Origin of the sequence: Natrinema gelatinilyticum (assembly GCF_024266705.1) — an archaeon.
GTDB classification, from domain to species: Archaea; Halobacteriota; Halobacteria; order Halobacteriales; family Natrialbaceae; genus Natrinema; species Natrinema gelatinilyticum.
This window is the reverse complement of sequence record NZ_CP100756.1, coordinates 442330-458518: the sequence shown is the minus strand read 5'-3', so window position 1 is coordinate 458518 and position 16189 is coordinate 442330. Positions and strand designations below refer to the sequence as shown.

The following is a 16189-nucleotide window of genomic DNA, read 5'->3' as shown; positions in this document are numbered from 1 at the left end:
TGAGCTGCTACTGCACCCTGTGACGCCCAATCCAGTGTATGCTCCCAACTCGTTTAGCCTCACCGCCGCCAACCGTGAGGTAATCCACTGTATAACGGTCTGCAGTCAAGTTATTATGCTCCATAGATTTATCTACAGTCGTTGCATAACTCCGTCCGAAAAAACCGTGACCTACATACTCTATTCGTCTCGATCACCTGCCCATTCCTCAAATCGACTCGGCGACACACTGTCCGTATGAATCGGCGAACCCGTATCGCCGTCGCTGCCGCCGTCGTTGTCCTTCTTGCCGCATCGCTCGGCGTCCAGGCGTCCGTCGTCGATCGTGAGCCAACCGTCGTGAACGAGAGCGAACGGTACCCGGGCAACACGCTCGTCGGCGTTCATTCGTACGACGACAACGGCCGGGTCGTCGAACTGACGCCGAACGGCGAGGTCGCCTGGGAGTGGTCGGTGCCAGACTCGCGCGTGTTTGCCGTCAAACAGCTAGACGAGGAGACAGTGCTCGCGGCGGTCGCCGTCAAAACGCCCGCCGAAGCGTGTGCCGAAGAGCATCTCGAGGTCGAGGAGAAAGACGACCACTGCGTCAACAATCGCGTCGTCGAAATCGACAAGGAAACGAACGAGATCGTCTGGGAGTACAACTGGTACGACGAATTCATACACGACCATGAGGTCCACGACGTCGAGCGTCTGGATAACGGGCAGACGGCGATCATCGACATGGGGAACGATCGCGCGTTCACCGTCAACCGCGACGGCGAGATTACCTGGGAGTGGCAGGCCGAGAATCACCTGACCCCCGGAACTCCCTTTTACGAGAAGTACGGCGGCCCCGAAAAGGAGGGGGAAGAAGACGACTGGACGCACGCGAACGACATCGACCAACTCGAGAACGGTAACTTTCTGATAAGCCTCCGCAACTTCGACGCGGTCATCGAAGTCGATCCGGAGACCAATGAGGTCGTCGACGTAACCGGCGAACCCGGGAACAACGACATACTGGACGAACAGCACAATCCCCAATACATCGAAGATGAAGGAACGATGGTCGTTGCCGACAGCAGGAACGATCGCATCATCGAACTCGACCTCGAGTCCGAAGAGTACATCTGGCGCTACACGGGCCCCTCGAGTGAGCGGCTCAAGTGGCCCCGGGACGCGGACCGGTTACCGAACGGTAACACACTGATCACCGACTCCCAGAAAAACCGTGTGCTCGAGGTCAATCCCGACGGCGAGGTCGTCTGGCAGTTCCACGACCACGACGGAGAAGTTATTCCGCTCCCGTACGAGGCCGACCGCATCGGGGTCGGGGAACCATCGGACGCCCCTTCCGGGACCGAACTGGCTGAAGTCGACGACGACCCCGGCCCCGTCAGGTCGACGATCGAGACGGGGGAAGCCCTGGCCCAGTACGTCTTCCCGACGTGGATGCACCTTCCGCAGTTACTGCACGTCGTCGGCATCGCCCTCGGGTTGCTCTGGCTCTGTGCGGAGGGACTCCTCCTCGGTTGGCGGCGGTTCGACGTCGGCCAGTAATCTACCCCGGTCTCGCATTCTCCTGCGTTAGTAGCGTTCGTCGAATAGTACGATTACGTCCACCCGACGGACTGCTCAGCGGGTCGCCTTGTACGTGAGAAACACCGCCGTACCGAGTGCTGCGGCGTACCACAGCGTTCCGACGCGGATCACGATCGTGGCAGCGGCTGCGACAGCTTCGGGGTAGCCGAACGTGAGCAAGACGCCAACCATCGACGCCTCCGCCGCCGCGAGTCCTCCGGGGAGCATCGACACTGCACCGACGACCGACCCGAGACCGAAGACGAATAGGCCGATCACGACGCTGGCCTCGACGCCGAACGCCTCGAGTACCAGCCAGAGTGCGACGCCCTCGAGGCCCCACGCCGCGAGGCTGAACAGCGTCGAGGCGACTAGCGGGCGCAATCGGAACAGGCGGTACGTACTCTCGTAGAATCGCTCCAGTTCGGTCGCGTAATCGCCGACGACTGGAACCGACTCGAGTCGGCCGAGGACCGCCAGGCTGGCCCGTCGCCACTGGAGCAGAACGATACCGGCCACGATGGCACAGAGGACGACGACAACGGGGAGCGACGAACGGCTGTAGATCAGCAACCCGAGCGCGGCCATCGCGCTCAGCGCGATGAGGTCCGTGATCCGCTCGGCGCCGACGACGGAGGTGGTCTTGCTCGCGGGCACGCCGCGCTTGTCGCGGAGGAACCACGCCTTCCAGATCTCACCCGCTTTCCCCGGCGTGACGACCATCATCAGGCCGCTGAAGAAGGCGATGGCACTCGTCTCGAGCGAGACGTCCACCTTGAGGCGTCGGAGGTAATAGTGCCACTTGGCGAACCGGAAGCCGTAGCCGACGGTCGTCAGGCCGATGACGACCGCGAACGTCCGCCATTGCAGGGTCATGAGGGCGCTCGTCACCTCGCCGACGTTCGCGTACGCGGCGAGGCCGAGGAAGACGATGACCGAGAGGAGTGCCGTCAGCCAGACGCCGTGGTTGCGAACGATCGCCCTCCCGCGGTTGACGACGGTCCCCTCGTAGTCGCTCATCGTCGCAGGAACCCCCCTGACGCGAGGCTCGTCATAGCGCGACCGGTGGCTGTCCGAAACTGGTGATATTTCGTCGCGACGTGCCCCGAGAAGAACCGTCCGCGACCACCTGGTCGGACGCGCCCGTCCCGAATCGCGTCCGCGAGCGCCCCGTCCCCCTCGATGCGAGTGTACGCGCGGCCGACTTCCATCGGGAAGTGGGCGTCGCTCCCTCCGGTCACCGGCAGGTCGTGGTCGTCGGCGAATCCCGTCGCACGCTCGTTGAACCTGCGGCGGACGCAGCGGGAGTTCACCCCTTCGACGCCGTCGACGGCGTCTGCGAGAATTTCGAGGTCAGTCTCGTAGTACTGACGGAGCGTGTCGAACGGATGCGAGAGGACGGCGAGGCCGCCCTGATCGTGGATGTGATCGACTACCGCCAGCGGATCGGTTGGAGGCGGTGCCTCGGTGACGTCGAGCCCCAGGAGGTGGCCCTCGGTCGTCGTCACCTCGACGGCCGAGATAACCTCGAGGTCGTCCGGTGCGGCTTCACGAACGGCGTCGACGTTAGTGAGCGTGTCGTGGTCCGTGACGGCGATGCCGTCGAGTCCCGCGTTCACTGCTGCCTGAGCCACACGCTCGGGAGGCGTACTCGAGCAGGGTGAGGCGTCCGTGTGCACCTGAAGATCGTATCGTCGTGTCATGATGGACTCAGTACGGAGGGAGATAGTCAGCCGATCAGTTCGACGAATTGGGACGGAACACCATAAAGGACTGCGACGACGAGCACTCCCCAGACGATGAGATTGACGACAAACGGCATATCTGAGAAGAGAAACTTCGGGTCGCCACCCAGGTCGCGTGTGTGGACGAGAAAGTGGTAGCGAAACGCCGCGAAGATGGCGAACGGGAGCGTAGCCATCATCCACATCCCACTGCGGTAGAAGGTATAGAGCGAGTAGGAGACGACCAGTGCCGCGAGAACGACGACGAGCAACTGATCGAGCGTTTCCCTCGTGTACTCGGCGAGAATCGAGCGCGACGAGGCCGGATCGCGGCTTTCGACCATCTCGTGGCGGCGTTTGCCGAGTGCGAGCATTAGCGCCCCAAGGAACGTGCAGACAACGAGCCAGGGGCTCAGGTAGACGTCGATGGCGACGACGCCCGCGATAGCACGGAGGACGAATCCGATGGCGATCACCATCACGTCGACGATGACGATCTCCTTCAGAAATGAGGAGTAGAGCGCGTTCTGAGCCAAATACGTGATGACAACGAGTAGAAACAGCGGGCCGAGATACCAGGAAAGACCGATGCCTCCGACGAAGAGCAGGATCGCGAACGACACTGCCACGGGGATCGTGACTTGTCCGCTGGCGATGGGACGGTGTTTCTTCCGCGGGTGGTTGCGGTCCTCCTCGATGTCGAGGATGTCGTTTCCGATGTACGTCGTACCTGCGATGGCGCAGAAGGCGACGATCCCGAGAGCGACGTTCGTAACGGCTGTTGGATCGAACAGGTTCTCGGAGAAGACGAGACCCAGGAGCAGAATACTCTGCTTGTACCACTGCCAGGGACGCATCTCCTTTACCAGACCCGAGACGGTTCCCCCGAATAGGTTCTGGTCAACGTGGGCGCGGGACATGTATCTGTCTCCCCTGCCACAAGGGAGGACAAAAAGATTCGACTCGTTTTCATCGATTTGCGACGATAGGAGACTGTTAAACCGTGGTGCCTCGCCAGAGAGGAGGTTCGCTCTAATCGAGGGCAGTGGTTCCCGTTACGTCGTGGTAATATTTCGGTGACGGAAACCGGGAGATCAGGATACAGGATCTTTCCTTCGGATATAACATCTTGTTGCCGTGCGCGCCGAGCATGGGTCGCTTGGTAGAGTGATAGCGAGTTGTACAGAGCAAAAGTGATCCGAGCGACTATTACAGCGGAAACCACGGTTCAGCTCGTAGACGTTGGTTCCGGTTTCACGACGGCAACCGAGCCTGCACTGTGCGACCGGCGTTCGCCTCTTTCAGGCTACCGTCCCTCGGTTTCACGAGCGTGAGAATCACTTTGCTCAGCCTAAGGTTTCCTAATGGCGATACACTATTGAGGCATCGTATAGACATCCCGTTTGATACACGATGAGTGATAATGAGCGCGCTAGCGACGACTCGAGTGACTCAGTTCTCGTCACGGGCGGCACCGGATTTCTCGGCCTCCACACATGTCAGTATTTGCGCGATCAGGGATGGAACGTCACAGCGTTCGACCTCAAGTCGTTCGCGGAGGAAGACGACACGGACGGCATCGCGTTTATCGAAGGAGACGTCAGAAGCGAGTCGGCCGTGGCCGACGCACTCGAGGAGATCGGCGCCATCGCGGTCGTACACACCGCTGCCGCGCTCCCATTGTGGGACGCCGACCGCATTCGTGAGACGACCATCGACGGGACGCGAAACGTGCTCCGGGCGGCGACCGACCACGGCGTTGAGCGAGTCTGTTATATCTCCTCGACCGCAGTGTACGGAACGCACGATACGCATCCCATCACCGAGGAGTCGCCGCTGGACGGCGTCGGACCGTACGGCGAGGCCAAGATCCAGGCCGAGAAAGTCTGTCAGGACTTCCGACGGATGGGATTGTGCGTCCCCATCATCCGGCCGAAGACGTTTATCGGCCCACAGCGACTCGGTGTGTTTCAGGTGCTGTTCGACTGGATCGAAGATGGCGCGAACGTTCCGCTCGTCGGCTGGGGGAACAACCGGTACCAGTTGCTGCACGTTCACGACCTCGTCACCGCCATCGAATTGATGCTTACCGGAGACGAGGAGAGCGTCAACGACACGTTCAACGTCGGCACCGACGAATACGGCACGATGAAAGAGGACTTTCAGGCACCCATCGACTACGCGGGGACAGGCAAGCGAACCATCGGGACGCCTGCCTTTCTCACGGTCGCGGCCCTCCGCGTACTGGATAGGCTGAACCTCTCTCCGCTGTATCCGTGGGTCTACGAGACGGCCTACGAGGACTCGTTCGTCTCCGTCGAGAAACTGAAAGGGCTCGGCTGGGAGCCCGAGTACTCCAACCGTGAGGCGCTCGTGGAAACCTACGAGTGGTATCTCGAGAACTACGAGGCCGACGAGGAGGGCGACGAGACCGGTCTCGACCACCGCGTCGCGTGGGATCAGGGTGCCCTCGCCGTCGCGAAGAAACTATCACAGCAGATCTGAAATGGTCGTACGTTCACGCGTCTCGAGTCGCTCCAGGTGGCTGGTCGTCCTCGTACCGGTCGTCGCTGTCCTGTTCGCCGCCGGCTTCAGCAGATTCATGCACAACACCTGGCCGTCGATCGGGACCGATCCGGCGTTCTTCCAGCACACGGGCTGGTACGTCCTCAACGGCGGCGTTCCGTACATCGACGTCTGGGACGTGAACCCACCCGTCCCCTTCGGGATCGCGGCCGTCCTCGCCCTCTTCTCGGGTGGGGACATGCTCGTCTTGCACGGTCTCAGCTCGGTGGTAACGACGCTCGTCGCGGCCGCCAGCGTTCTGCTCGTCGGATGGGTGGCAGCGCTCGTGACCGGAGAGGATGCACCGGCGATCGCTGCCGGTCTGACGATGCTCGTCGTCCCGGAACTCTTCCTCCTCTCTCCGGGAGGGGTGCGAGCCCAGGTCTACGCACTGTTCTTCGGCGCCCTCGCGCTCGCACTCTCCCTTCGCGATCGACCCTTCCCTGCCGGAGCCGTCGCCGCGCTGAGCGCCGGGTCGTGGCAGTCGGGCGGCGTCTTCGCACTCCTGGTGATCGGGATGGCCTACCAGCGAAACGGACGAACGGGCGCGCTCTGGGCCGTCGCCGGCGGTGCCGTCGTGACCGCCGCCGTCGTCCTTCCGTTCGCAGCCGCGGGCGCGTTCGTCCCCATGTTCGTCGAAACGGTTGTCGCGACGCTGTCCGCCGGTTCACCGTACTCGCTGGCCGAGCGCATCTACTCGCTCCTATTGGTCTTCGGCTACGGATCCTTGCTCCTGCCAGTAGCGTTCTATGGCTGGGCGACCGCCGCCGTCCGCGACGTCCGAGAGCGGTGGTGGATACCCGCAGGCGGCGCGTTTCTCTTACTCCAGGTGCTGTTCGTCGATCTGGACGGTTCGACGGACGCGTTCCTCTATCTCGCCTTCGTCGCGCTCGGCGTGGCCATCACGGTCGAACGCGTGTCGACGTGGCTGTCTGCGGCGCCAGCGGACCGCGGCGACGATACTACCCGGACCGACCGTCGTCGATGGATGACCGTTGGCACCGTCGCAGTCGTCGGGGTGCTCGTCCTGTCGGGACTGAGCTGGCACCTCGGCTCGCCGGCCCTGCAATCGACGCTCCAGACGAAGCAACAGGCGGCCGAGCCGGAGGGAGAACCACTGCCGATAACGCCGGGCGATGGGGACGCTCCCTCAATGCAGACGATTTACTGGGAGAAGTTGCAACCGGAGACCTGTCACTACCGATTGAGCTGGAACGAGGTACGCTGGGTCTCGATGACCGACGACCGACTGGACAGACGGACGTGCGACGGGTGGCCGAAACGGACCGATCGGTAGCGCTTCGGCGTCATCAGCGACTCGACGTCCGGCACTTCACCACCCATGAGTTCGACCTAGTCGACGCACTGATCCCCCGCTCGAGGTCGTTTTCCCCGCGTCCAACCGCGGCTACTTCGAATCGCCATACGAACGCTCCGGGGAAGACGACGCCGAAACGCTCGATATTTCACCGCTCGCGTTCTACCGCCACGTCCGGACGGTGCAGCGGGACCTTTCGTCGCTGTCTTCGACGACATGGAACTTCCGGCAAAGGCGACGGTTGGGGTTGAATAGTGAACAGGTAAATTTTCTCGGCGCTAGTTATCTGACGAACACGCTCATCCTAATATCCCTATTATTCCTAGATGCGACGAACGTCTCGACGCGATGCCGTCCGTCGTATCCATCATGAAAGATATCAAACTCGATCCCGAGGCGGAATCGACCTACGAGTGCTTCAGCTGCGGTACCGTCGTGCGCGCAACCGCGCCGAATGCCTGCCCCGATTGCGGCGCGGAAATGCGCAACCGTCACACACCGATCGAGTAAGGATACCGTCTCACCCGCGTTCTTCGTCGGCCACCGTCTGAGCGACTGCCCAGGCGGTCCCCGCGGAACCCGCGCTCGGTCGACTTCGAACTCGCGCTCGAGTCGATTCAGGTCCGGGCGCCCGCGGACGCGCTGGCTCGATCCCGGAAACGGTCCGCCGCTCGGGTCGATGGCCAACGAATCACTTCCGGCAGCGGCCCTCGACGTCCGACGCGGTCCCTGCTGGCGACGTTCCGGCATCCCGTCAGGAATCACGGCTCGCATCGCCCCGGAGATACTGAATTGCCTCCTCGTCAGTCACTTGTCCGAAATTCCGGTAGTACTGTCCCACTGCGCGGAAGTCCGCGGGCGTCTCCACGGCGATCACCTCGTCCGCCTCTCGCTCGAGGTCCTCGACGGACCGGGGAGAGCCCACCGGGACGGCCAGCGCAACCCACTCCGCGTCGGTTTCTCGCACCTGCCGGAGACAGGCCGTCGCGGTCGCGCCCGTTGCCACACCGTCGTCAACGATCACGACCCGTTTCCCCCGTAACTCGGGCAGCCCCTCCGACTCACGATAGCGATCTGCTTTCTGACGCGCGTTTTCGGCCTCCTCGGTGCGAATCTCCTCGAGGTACTTCTCGGAGACTCCCAGCCGATCGATCAGGTGGTCGTTGTACCAGACGCTCCCGTCGCTGGCGACTGCTCCCAGCGCGAGTTCGGGATTCCGGGGCGCCCCCATCTTGCGCGCGACGACCACGTCGAGGGATGCGTCAAGCGTGTCCGCGACCGGCCGAGCGACCGGTAGCGCACCGCGTGGAATGCCGAGGACGACGTCCGCGTCGAAGCCGCGGCGCTCGAGTTCCGTTGCGAGTCGTCCGCCGGCGTCGGTTCTGTCGTCGAACATTGACCTAAACGGTGCTACGCCCGCATCGTACTATGCGTTTGCGTCGCACACGCTGGGGCCGACCCGCGACCGATCCTCGGACGGCCCGTTCGACCGGGCGAGGCCAAACCCCTCTCCGAGACCTACGGCTCGCTCGAACTGTTCTCGGAGGAGACGGGTGAGTCGTCGCGCGGACCGGGGACGGCGACGAGGTCGTCACCGGCGGCGACCGAATCCGAGACGAGACGGGCACGTCGGCCTTGACCGTCGCCGGGACCGGGGATACGATGGTCGGCATCGTCGCTTCGCTGCTCGGTCGGGGGATGGATCGCCGCGAGGCCGCCGAACTTGGCGCGTGGATACTCGGTAAAGCCGGCAAACTCGCGACGGCCGAGTACGGCCCCGGTGTAGTCGCCACGGACGTGATCGCGCGGATTCTGAGTACGATCCGGTGACCGGATCGAAACGACTCCATCCGCACGTCCAGGATGGAACCGATCCGGCGTTTTCCCGATCCGAACCGACCGGTCCCCGTCTCGAACAGCTAGTGATTGAGCTGTTCGTGAACGACGGCGACGGTCATCGGTGCCCGACGGACCACCTGTTCGGATACGCTCCCGAGCAAGACCCGGTCGACACCCGTTCGTCCGTGGCTTCCGATAACGATCTGGTCGAATCCGTTTCCGACCGCGTAATCGATTATCTCTCGCGCCGGCTTCCCCGTTTCGACGGTCGTCTCGAGTTCTCGGTCGTGCTCCGCGGCCGTCTGTTCAGCCGTTTCCAGCAGCTCACGGGCGCGCTCCTGTGCGCTCTCGTACCCCGGTAACTCCGTCTCCGAATCAGTGAACGACGTCCAGTACCCTTCCGGGAGCTGGATGACGTGCAGTGCCGTAACTGCGGATTCGGGGAACTCTTCGAGCGCGTACGAGAGCGCGGCCGAGGCCTGTGGAGAATCGTCCATCGCGACGAGGGTTTGCATGACCATGAATTCTCATACCACACCGAGCCTCTTAATAAATACTCCGTCGTTTCCGCCGATCTACCGGCATGGAACCCCGATCACGGAGGCAGGAAGGACGCGCTAGCTCGTCGAGAACCCGTCCGATCTGCGCTGAAGTCGTCCGCGGACGATCGGCGTCGCCGGGAACAGACCGACGCCGAGACGCTCGATCTCGAGAACGTCGAACTCGTCGTGCCCGACGAACCGTTCAACTGTCTCGCGGTTCAACTGGCAGCCGGCGGCCGCACGGGTCCAGATCGGATTGATGCGGTCCTGGGCCCACGCGCGCCAGCCGTCGTTACGGACGTGCTCGAGAAATCGAAGTTCGCCGCCGGGCTGCAGGACGCGGGTGACTTCGTCGAGTGCAGCGTCTGGATCGTCGATCGTACAGAACACCAGCCCCGAGATGACGACGTCGAAGCTATCGTCGGCGTAGGGGAGCGATTCGCCGCGAGCACCGCGGAGATCGACCGACAGGTCGGTTTGTTTTGCCTTTCGGGCGGCCCGGCGGCGCATGTGTGGGTCCGGTTCGACCGCGTGATACTCGATGTCGGCGTCGGCGGAGGTGGCGACGTAGGGAAACATCGCACCGTTTCCCGCACCTAGATCGAGGACTCGTCCCGAGAGGTCGGCCGCGAGGTACTCGCGATGGGGACCAAATAGGAATCGATCTGGCATGAGCCGGTCGTACAGCGCGGCGAACGCCGGGTGGCCCGTCACCTCGTTGCCCGCGCCGCGGCGTGGGTCGCAACTCGCCATGGTCAACACGATGTCCGACGGACGTATACCGTTTCCGTCCCGACAGGGTCGATCCGCCAGTTGGGGGAGCGGCGACAGGTCCGCACCCAGTCTCGAAGGGTTTTATGGCCGGACGGACCAGCATCCTCAGTATGTCCGACGATAGACTTCGCATGACGCCTGGGCCGACCGAGGTGCCGGCCGACGTCCGCGAGCGAATGGCCGAACCCACGCCGAACCCCGACGTCGAACCCGAGTTTTTCGCGTTCTACCGTGCCTTGACCGAGAAGCTCGAGGCGATCCACGGGGACGACGACATCGTCGTCCTCGGCGGCGAGGGAATCCTCGGTCTCGAGGCCGCAGTCGCGTCGCTGGTCGAGTCCAGTGACCGGGTGTTGTGTATTTCGAACGGCCTCTACGGTGGGGGGTTCGGCGATTTCGTTGAGATGTACGGCGGCGACGCGGTCGTCTGTGAGTCGCCGTGGCGGGAGCCGCTCGACCTCGCTGCGATCGAGTCCCACCTCGAAGACGGCGCGTTCGACGTCGCGACGATGGTCCACTGCGAAACGCCAACCGGCGTGCTGAACGACCTCGAACCGGTTCTCGGCCTGTGCGACGACCACGACGTCATCACCGTCGTCGATGCAGTCTCCTCGCTCGGCGGGACACCGGTGCCTACTGATCGAATCGACGTCACCCTCGGTGCCTCCCAGAAGTGTTTCAGCGCGCCGCCGGGATTGACCGTCTGTTCGATCAGCGACCGCGCCTGGGCGAAAATCGAGTCCTTCGAGACGGACAGCCTGTATACGGACCTCGAACCGTGGCGTGACGCCGCCGACGACGAGTGGTTCCCATACACGCATCTGTCGTCGAACCTCTACGGGTTCGACGCGGCGACCGACCTGCTGCTCGAGGAAGGCCTTGAGCGTGTCTTCGAGCGCCACGACGAAGCCGCAACGCGCTGTCGGGAGCGAGCCGACGACCTCGGCCTGTCGCTGTACCCGGACGGCGCGCAATCGTCTCCGACCGTGACCGCACTCGAGATACCCGGACGGGCAGTGTCCGTTCAGCAGCGGCTCGCAGACCACCACGATATCGTTCTCGCGACCGGGCTCGGAGACCTCGCCGAGGACGTCCTCCGGGTCGGCCACATGGGCCACAACGCACGCATCGACCGCGTCGAACGGACGATGGACGCACTCGGAACCGTTCTCGAGTAGGACAGGTGCGTCATACGGTCTGCTGTAACGATTTACCGGTGCAACCGCGATCATCCTGCGGTTGCACCGGTAATGACTTTCGGTAGTCCGTATCAGATGCGTCGGGCTTAGTTCTCGCCTTCCGTAACGAGTGGGTATCTCCGTCTGAACCGACCGGCCATCACGGCCCAAACCGGCCGTCGGGTCAGTTCAACCGAATCGAGAGACGTCTGCGAATTCAACTCTCGCGATTCAAATAATTAAATTCTACAGAAAACCTATGAATACTGTGGGCAGGGAGAACCCTACCGATATACGATGATTCAGTTGACGGCTGTTCCGCTTCGACGGCGCTCGCAATCTATTAGCTGACTTATCTTTATATATTGCATACAGTAAAGAGTTAAATATTCTTCCCGCCTCCCAAATGATTATAAAAAACAATTAAGGTTTATGCAATCCCTTGATGTGCGTGGGGCAATCATGACACAGGTTATTTGGATCATCGCGGCAGTACTGGTGACGTTTACCGCTGGATACGTGGGGTACTCGAGATACCTGACACGGTTCGTCGAACTCGACGAAGAGGCAGAAACGCCGGCACACAAATACGAGGACGGACAGGAGTACGTCCCCTCGAAAAAACCGGTCCTGTTGGGCCATCACTACTCGAGTATTGCGGGTGGAGCCCCGATTGTGGGCCCGATCACGGCGGGTGCCATCTGGGGGTGGGTGCCCGCGCTGCTGTGGATCGCGATCGGGAATCCGCTGATGGGTGCCGTTCACGACTTCGTCTCGCTCTCCGGAAGCCTCCGTCACGAGGGCAAGTCGATCGGGTACATGATCGGCGAGTACGTAGGCGAGAGCGGCAAGAACATGCTGCTGTGGTTCGCGTTCATAACGATCATCCTCGTCGTCGCGGTGTTCGCGCTGGTCGTCGGAATCGTCTTCAACTCGTTTCCCGAGGTGGTGACGGCTTCCTTCATTTATATCCTGCTGGCGCTCGCCTTCGGGGCCTATCTGTACCAGTTCAACGGTCCGTTCGTCCCTGGGACGATCGCTTTCGTCGCGGGCGTGTTCGCGGCAGTTTGGATTGGGATTCAGTTCCCGGTTGCACTCTTCCAGCCGACTGCCGATCGAACGGCGGACCTCTCAATGGTCGTCCTCCTCGGCGGTGAGGGAGCGTGGGTGCCCGGTGCGAGCGCGCTCGGCGCGAACACTGCGGGCTGGATCCCGATTGTGATGGTCTACGCCGCGATCGCGAGCGCACTCCCGGTGTGGGTGTTGCTCCAGCCGCGGGACTACCTATCATCGTTCCTGCTGTACGCGGGCGTCGGTGGCACGATCGTCGCGGTCATCGTCGGAACGTTCCTCGGAACGTCTGCCGAACCGCTCGTCATCGACAGCTCTATCGGCGCGTTCGAAGGTTTCTGGGGCGTCGAAGCGGCCGGATACGCGCCGCTGTTCCCGCTGCTTTTCATCACGATCGCCTGCGGGACGATCAGTGGGTTCCACTCGCTGGTCTCCTCTGGGACGACCGCCAAACAGCTCAACAACGAAACCGACGCTCGACTGATCGGCTACGGCGGGATGCTCGGCGAGGGGCTGCTCGCCGCGGTTGCGCTTTCGACGCTCGCAGTGTGGGGCTTTGCCGACCCGGCCGGCGGGATCGGCGCTGCGCTCCCTAACTTCGCGTCCGGCGGCGGGCTCATCCTCACCAGTCTCGGGGTGCCGGAAACGATCGGTGCAGTGTTCATGGCGCTCGTCCTCGTGAGCTTCCTGCTCACGTCGACCGACACGGCCGTCCGCCTCGGCCGCTACATGATGGAAGAGATCGTCGGGACGCCCGCCGGACGGACCGATACCGGACTCAGCGCGGATCCGCGCTCGTTCGCTCGTGGGCGCTACACGAATCCGCTCGTCCAGATCGTCCCTGCGTACCTGCTCGTCGTCTCCGGCCAGTGGGTCGTTCTCTGGCAGCTATTCGGCGGCGCCAACCAGTTACTCGCGGCGCTCGCGCTGCTGACTGCGACCGTCTGGCTGGCCAACTGGGATGACAACAAGCAGCTCATCTCCACCGGGGTCCCGATGGCGATCATGGTCACGATCACCACCCTCGGTCTGTTGATCCTGGTCTTCTACGAGAACCTCTACCTGAATCTGCTTCAGGGCGGGGCGACGTCACTCGAGGGAACGCTCTCGGCGATCGTGCAGATGGTCCTCGGGCTGGTGTTGATCGGCCTCGCGCTCGCACTCGTCAGGCTCGGGTACAGGAATATTAGTCACGTCCGTCGGGAACCCGGACCGGCAGCGGCCGAACCGGGCGACGACTGACGAAATCGACCACGTTCAATTTTTCGCGTTTCGCGAGTCGCCAGCGACCGGTGGGTATCGCCGCGGCCCGTCTCGCGGCGAGGCTACCTCCAGAATCGTTTCGCGAACCGTGAGAGAACTCCTTCCGTGGGCGTACTGACGTCGTCCCACAGCGCGAAGGCTTCCACAGTGTCCGCGGCCTCGCTGGCGGCGTGCTCGTCCGCGTCGGGGACCACGACGACGAGATTGATCTCGTAGTGGCCGTGATAGCCGAACTTCAGTAACGTCCGATCGCGGAACCCGGAAACGTACTCGCGGACGGCCGCCGACAGTTCGTCGGCCACGAGGACGAACGTAAAATCCGTCCCGAAGTGTTCCTCGTCCGGGACGACGCGCTCGTCCGCCATCTCGTGACCCAGATCGACGAGGCGCTCGAGTTCCGCCACCGTCGGCCGGGGGTCGCGTCGGGCGAAGAGATATTCCTCGGCCTCGTGGTCGGCGTAGGAAAGTGCCGGATGAAAGAACTGCTTCTGGCTGCGAACGCGCATTTCCCCGTAGAGGTCCCACCGCTCGCCGTCGCTGCGGTGATCCTTCTCGAGGTCGTAGTTGTACATCAGCCGGTCGGACACGCGGTCCAGGTACTCGTCGTCCCAGTCGGGGACCGCCTCGCGGATCTCCGCTGGCAGTTCATCCGGCGTCGCTTTCTCGCTCATCGTACGCCGGCGTGGTGTGATGGTGCCTGCCCACGACCCGGTGCCCATTCGGCTTCGACTAGCTCCTTGACCTGTTTTCTCATACCATCGATTGCGGCCGGGAAAGCAAGTATTCGTCGGTGGATGGCCTCCGTCCGCGGTCCCGGTCGCTCGGTTGCAACGGGGCTGGGTCTCCCGTTATCGGATCGGTCCAATAGCCGCGGTCGACCGACTGCTCCGATCGACCCAATCGCTCCAATCGGGGCGGTCGTCCGAATGGATCCGGACGGTAGATTTTAGCCGATGGAGACGAACTAGCGTGCGAGGAATACGCATGGGAGGGAAGAAAACTGAAGCGTGCGGCCGCTGTTCGATGTCGGCGGTCGTCGACGTCGCGTCGTCCGGCGACGACGGCGAGGAGAACCCAAACCGAAGCCCGTTCGACGAGGCCGCCATCGAGATCGACGACGAGACGCTCCGCCGCGTCTCGCCAGCTGCTTGGGCGGAACGCGTGACCGATCGGGTCGACGACATCGGGCGCAAGCTCATTTACGGGCGGTAATTCCGACGAGCGCGCAAGACGTTACGCGTTCGTCACGAGATACGTTATCGTGAACAGTAGTATCGCGGCCGTTCCGACGTTGACGATTCCGAACTCGACGATACCCAGAAACGACAGCCCCCAGACCACGGTCCACGCAAACAGCGTCGACAGGACGGCGTTCATGACGAGCAGGACGCGTGGATCACCCTGCGAGGACGAGACGCCCGCCTCGAATCCGTCCCGTTCCGAGTCCCCATCGCTCATACAGGGTGAGGACGGTACCGACACTTAACTGTTCGCCGCCCTCGCGGCTCTTGTGTCGCTTGGCTCCCGCACGTCCGAGGACTCGCGCTGCTCGTCCCTCGACCTCGAGCGCCAGTTGAGAATGCTCGGCATACCTCTTTGCACTCCCACGGTGAAAGACTCGTATGAACCTGCGAAACCGCCACGGATCGGCGGTCGATCCGGTCCCGTTCCTCGTCGTCGTCGGGCTCTCTTTCATGATCCTGCTGTCGTTCGGGCCGCTGTACGGGCAGGCTCTCGGCCTGTCGCTCGAGCTCGGAATCACGGCCTCCGCTGCGCTGTTCGCCGTCGCAACCGTCGCCGCGTTCTACCGACAGGTGTGGACGTTCTGCCCCGAGGCGGCCAGTGCGGTCCCGTCTGCAGTCCGCGCCGAACGACTGTTCCACCTCATTCCGATCCTTGCGGCGCTCATCGTCGCGCTCGCAGTTCCGTTAGCCGTCCGGTAGTAGTGCCAGAGATGGGGAATCGGGTACTCAGTCGGTGAGGTAGCGTCGGAGGGCCGGTCATCGGGTGGTAGCGTGGTCGCGCGGCCGAATAGATGCGTACTCGACGTTTGCATCAGAACGGGTTCCGACCGACGTCGATCCGCGACCTCTCAACTATGCCAAGGAATACCATGATTTTATTCGAATCCTCGGTGATCGGTCGACTATGGGATTCATTGAGTCGATACAAACGGCGCTCGTCTCCGCATCGCCGACGGATCGTCCCGACGACAAGTCGCGAGGTACCTACTGGTGTGACGACTGCGATATCAGGATCAGGGACGTCGACCTCGAGGGGGAGCCGGTCTGTCCGGAGTGCGAAACCGAGATGCGCTTCGAGCGCGCCACGGGTCGCAACTGCGCGTGCTGA

17 protein-coding genes and 2 pseudogenes are annotated in these 16189 nt (G+C 62.7%); 11 read left to right on the top strand and 8 right to left on the bottom strand.

The window, feature by feature from the left end; translation table 11 throughout:
- Positions 1-237: 237 nt before the first annotated feature.
- Complete coding sequence (locus NJU76_RS02145; RefSeq protein WP_254531166.1) at positions 238-1542, top strand: arylsulfotransferase family protein; 1305 nt, start codon at positions 238-240, stop codon at positions 1540-1542.
- Between the two features lie 75 nt (positions 1543-1617).
- Here the strand turns inward: NJU76_RS02145 and NJU76_RS02140 are convergent, their stop codons facing one another.
- Genes NJU76_RS02140 through NJU76_RS02130 form a run of 3 tightly spaced genes read right to left on the bottom strand, consistent with a single transcriptional unit; the run spans position 1618 to position 4207 of the window.
- The gene (locus tag NJU76_RS02140) at positions 1618-2583 is read right to left on the bottom strand and encodes a lysylphosphatidylglycerol synthase transmembrane domain-containing protein (protein ID WP_254531165.1); all 966 of its coding nucleotides are present in this window, start codon (positions 2581-2583) and stop codon (positions 1618-1620) included.
- The gene (locus NJU76_RS02135) at positions 2580-3266 is read right to left on the bottom strand and encodes a PHP domain-containing protein (RefSeq protein ID WP_256566134.1); all 687 of its coding nucleotides are present in this window, start codon (positions 3264-3266) and stop codon (positions 2580-2582) included. The genes NJU76_RS02140 and NJU76_RS02135 overlap by 4 nt, the downstream gene beginning before the upstream one ends.
- Before the next feature lie 26 nt (positions 3267-3292).
- Complete coding sequence (locus NJU76_RS02130; protein WP_254531163.1) at positions 3293-4207, bottom strand: decaprenyl-phosphate phosphoribosyltransferase; 915 nt, start codon at positions 4205-4207, stop codon at positions 3293-3295.
- Between the two features lie 493 nt (positions 4208-4700).
- On the opposite strand from NJU76_RS02130, the gene NJU76_RS02125 reads away from it, so the two are divergent.
- From NJU76_RS02125 to NJU76_RS02110, 4 genes and pseudogenes are all read left to right on the top strand, one after another.
- Complete coding sequence (locus NJU76_RS02125; protein WP_254531162.1) at positions 4701-5792, top strand: NAD-dependent epimerase/dehydratase family protein; 1092 nt, start codon at positions 4701-4703, stop codon at positions 5790-5792.
- A gap of 1 nt (position 5793) precedes the next feature.
- On the top strand, positions 5794-7149 hold the full coding sequence (locus NJU76_RS02120; protein ID WP_254531161.1) for a DolP-mannose mannosyltransferase: 1356 nt from the start codon (positions 5794-5796) through the stop codon (positions 7147-7149).
- 127 nt (positions 7150-7276) lie between these two features.
- Positions 7277-7543 (top strand): annotated as a pseudogene (locus tag NJU76_RS02115) (hypothetical protein); the annotation flags it as partial.
- Positions 7540-7680, top strand: a complete 141-nt coding sequence (locus tag NJU76_RS02110; RefSeq protein WP_254531160.1) for a rubrerythrin-like domain-containing protein — start codon at positions 7540-7542, stop codon at positions 7678-7680. The pseudogene NJU76_RS02115 and the gene NJU76_RS02110, both read left to right, overlap by 4 nt.
- Positions 7681-7924: 244 nt before the next feature.
- On the opposite strand, the gene NJU76_RS02105 is transcribed toward NJU76_RS02110, so the two are convergent.
- Positions 7925-8566, bottom strand: a complete 642-nt coding sequence (locus tag NJU76_RS02105) for a phosphoribosyltransferase (RefSeq protein ID WP_254531159.1) — start codon at positions 8564-8566, stop codon at positions 7925-7927.
- Positions 8567-8680: 114 nt separating this feature from the next.
- Here NJU76_RS02105 and NJU76_RS02100 point away from each other — a divergent pair.
- A pseudogene (locus tag NJU76_RS02100) lies at positions 8681-9000 on the top strand (NAD(P)H-hydrate dehydratase); the annotation flags it as partial.
- A gap of 89 nt (positions 9001-9089) precedes the next feature.
- Here the strand turns inward: NJU76_RS02100 and NJU76_RS02095 are convergent.
- Both NJU76_RS02095 and NJU76_RS02090 read right to left on the bottom strand, forming a co-directional pair.
- The gene (locus tag NJU76_RS02095) at positions 9090-9530 is read right to left on the bottom strand and encodes a universal stress protein (protein ID WP_254531158.1); all 441 of its coding nucleotides are present in this window, start codon (positions 9528-9530) and stop codon (positions 9090-9092) included.
- A 96-nt stretch (positions 9531-9626) separates the two neighbouring features.
- Positions 9627-10304 carry a class I SAM-dependent methyltransferase gene (locus NJU76_RS02090; protein WP_254531157.1) on the bottom strand — a complete coding sequence of 226 codons (678 nt, stop codon included), beginning with the start codon at positions 10302-10304 and terminating at the stop codon, positions 9627-9629.
- 131 nt (positions 10305-10435) lie between these two features.
- Here NJU76_RS02090 and NJU76_RS02085 point away from each other — a divergent pair, with 131 nt between their 5' ends.
- Both NJU76_RS02085 and NJU76_RS02080 read left to right on the top strand, forming a co-directional pair.
- A complete protein-coding gene (locus tag NJU76_RS02085) occupies positions 10436-11503 on the top strand; it encodes a pyridoxal-phosphate-dependent aminotransferase family protein (RefSeq protein WP_254531156.1) in 1068 nt (355 codons plus the stop codon).
- A gap of 462 nt (positions 11504-11965) precedes the next feature.
- Complete coding sequence (locus NJU76_RS02080; protein WP_254531155.1) at positions 11966-13816, top strand: carbon starvation CstA family protein; 1851 nt, start codon at positions 11966-11968, stop codon at positions 13814-13816.
- A gap of 83 nt (positions 13817-13899) precedes the next feature.
- Here the strand turns inward: NJU76_RS02080 and NJU76_RS02075 are convergent, their stop codons facing one another.
- The gene (locus tag NJU76_RS02075) at positions 13900-14508 is read right to left on the bottom strand and encodes a DUF8052 family protein (protein WP_254531154.1); all 609 of its coding nucleotides are present in this window, start codon (positions 14506-14508) and stop codon (positions 13900-13902) included.
- Positions 14509-14821: 313 nt separating this feature from the next.
- Here NJU76_RS02075 and NJU76_RS02070 point away from each other — a divergent pair, with 313 nt between their 5' ends.
- Positions 14822-15049 (top strand): DUF8007 family protein, encoded by a 228-nt coding sequence (locus NJU76_RS02070; RefSeq protein WP_254531153.1) that lies wholly within the window; start codon positions 14822-14824, stop codon positions 15047-15049.
- Between the two features lie 21 nt (positions 15050-15070).
- On the opposite strand, the gene NJU76_RS02065 is transcribed toward NJU76_RS02070, so the two are convergent.
- Positions 15071-15295: a DUF8107 family protein gene (locus NJU76_RS02065; protein WP_254531152.1), complete on the bottom strand. Its 225-nt coding sequence runs from the start codon at positions 15293-15295 to the stop codon at positions 15071-15073.
- Positions 15296-15459: 164 nt separating this feature from the next.
- Here NJU76_RS02065 and NJU76_RS02060 point away from each other — a divergent pair, with 164 nt between their 5' ends.
- Both NJU76_RS02060 and NJU76_RS02055 read left to right on the top strand, forming a co-directional pair.
- Positions 15460-15780, top strand: a complete 321-nt coding sequence (locus NJU76_RS02060; protein ID WP_254531151.1) for a hypothetical protein — start codon at positions 15460-15462, stop codon at positions 15778-15780.
- A gap of 205 nt (positions 15781-15985) precedes the next feature.
- A complete protein-coding gene (locus NJU76_RS02055; protein ID WP_254531150.1) occupies positions 15986-16189 on the top strand; it encodes a hypothetical protein in 204 nt (67 codons plus the stop codon).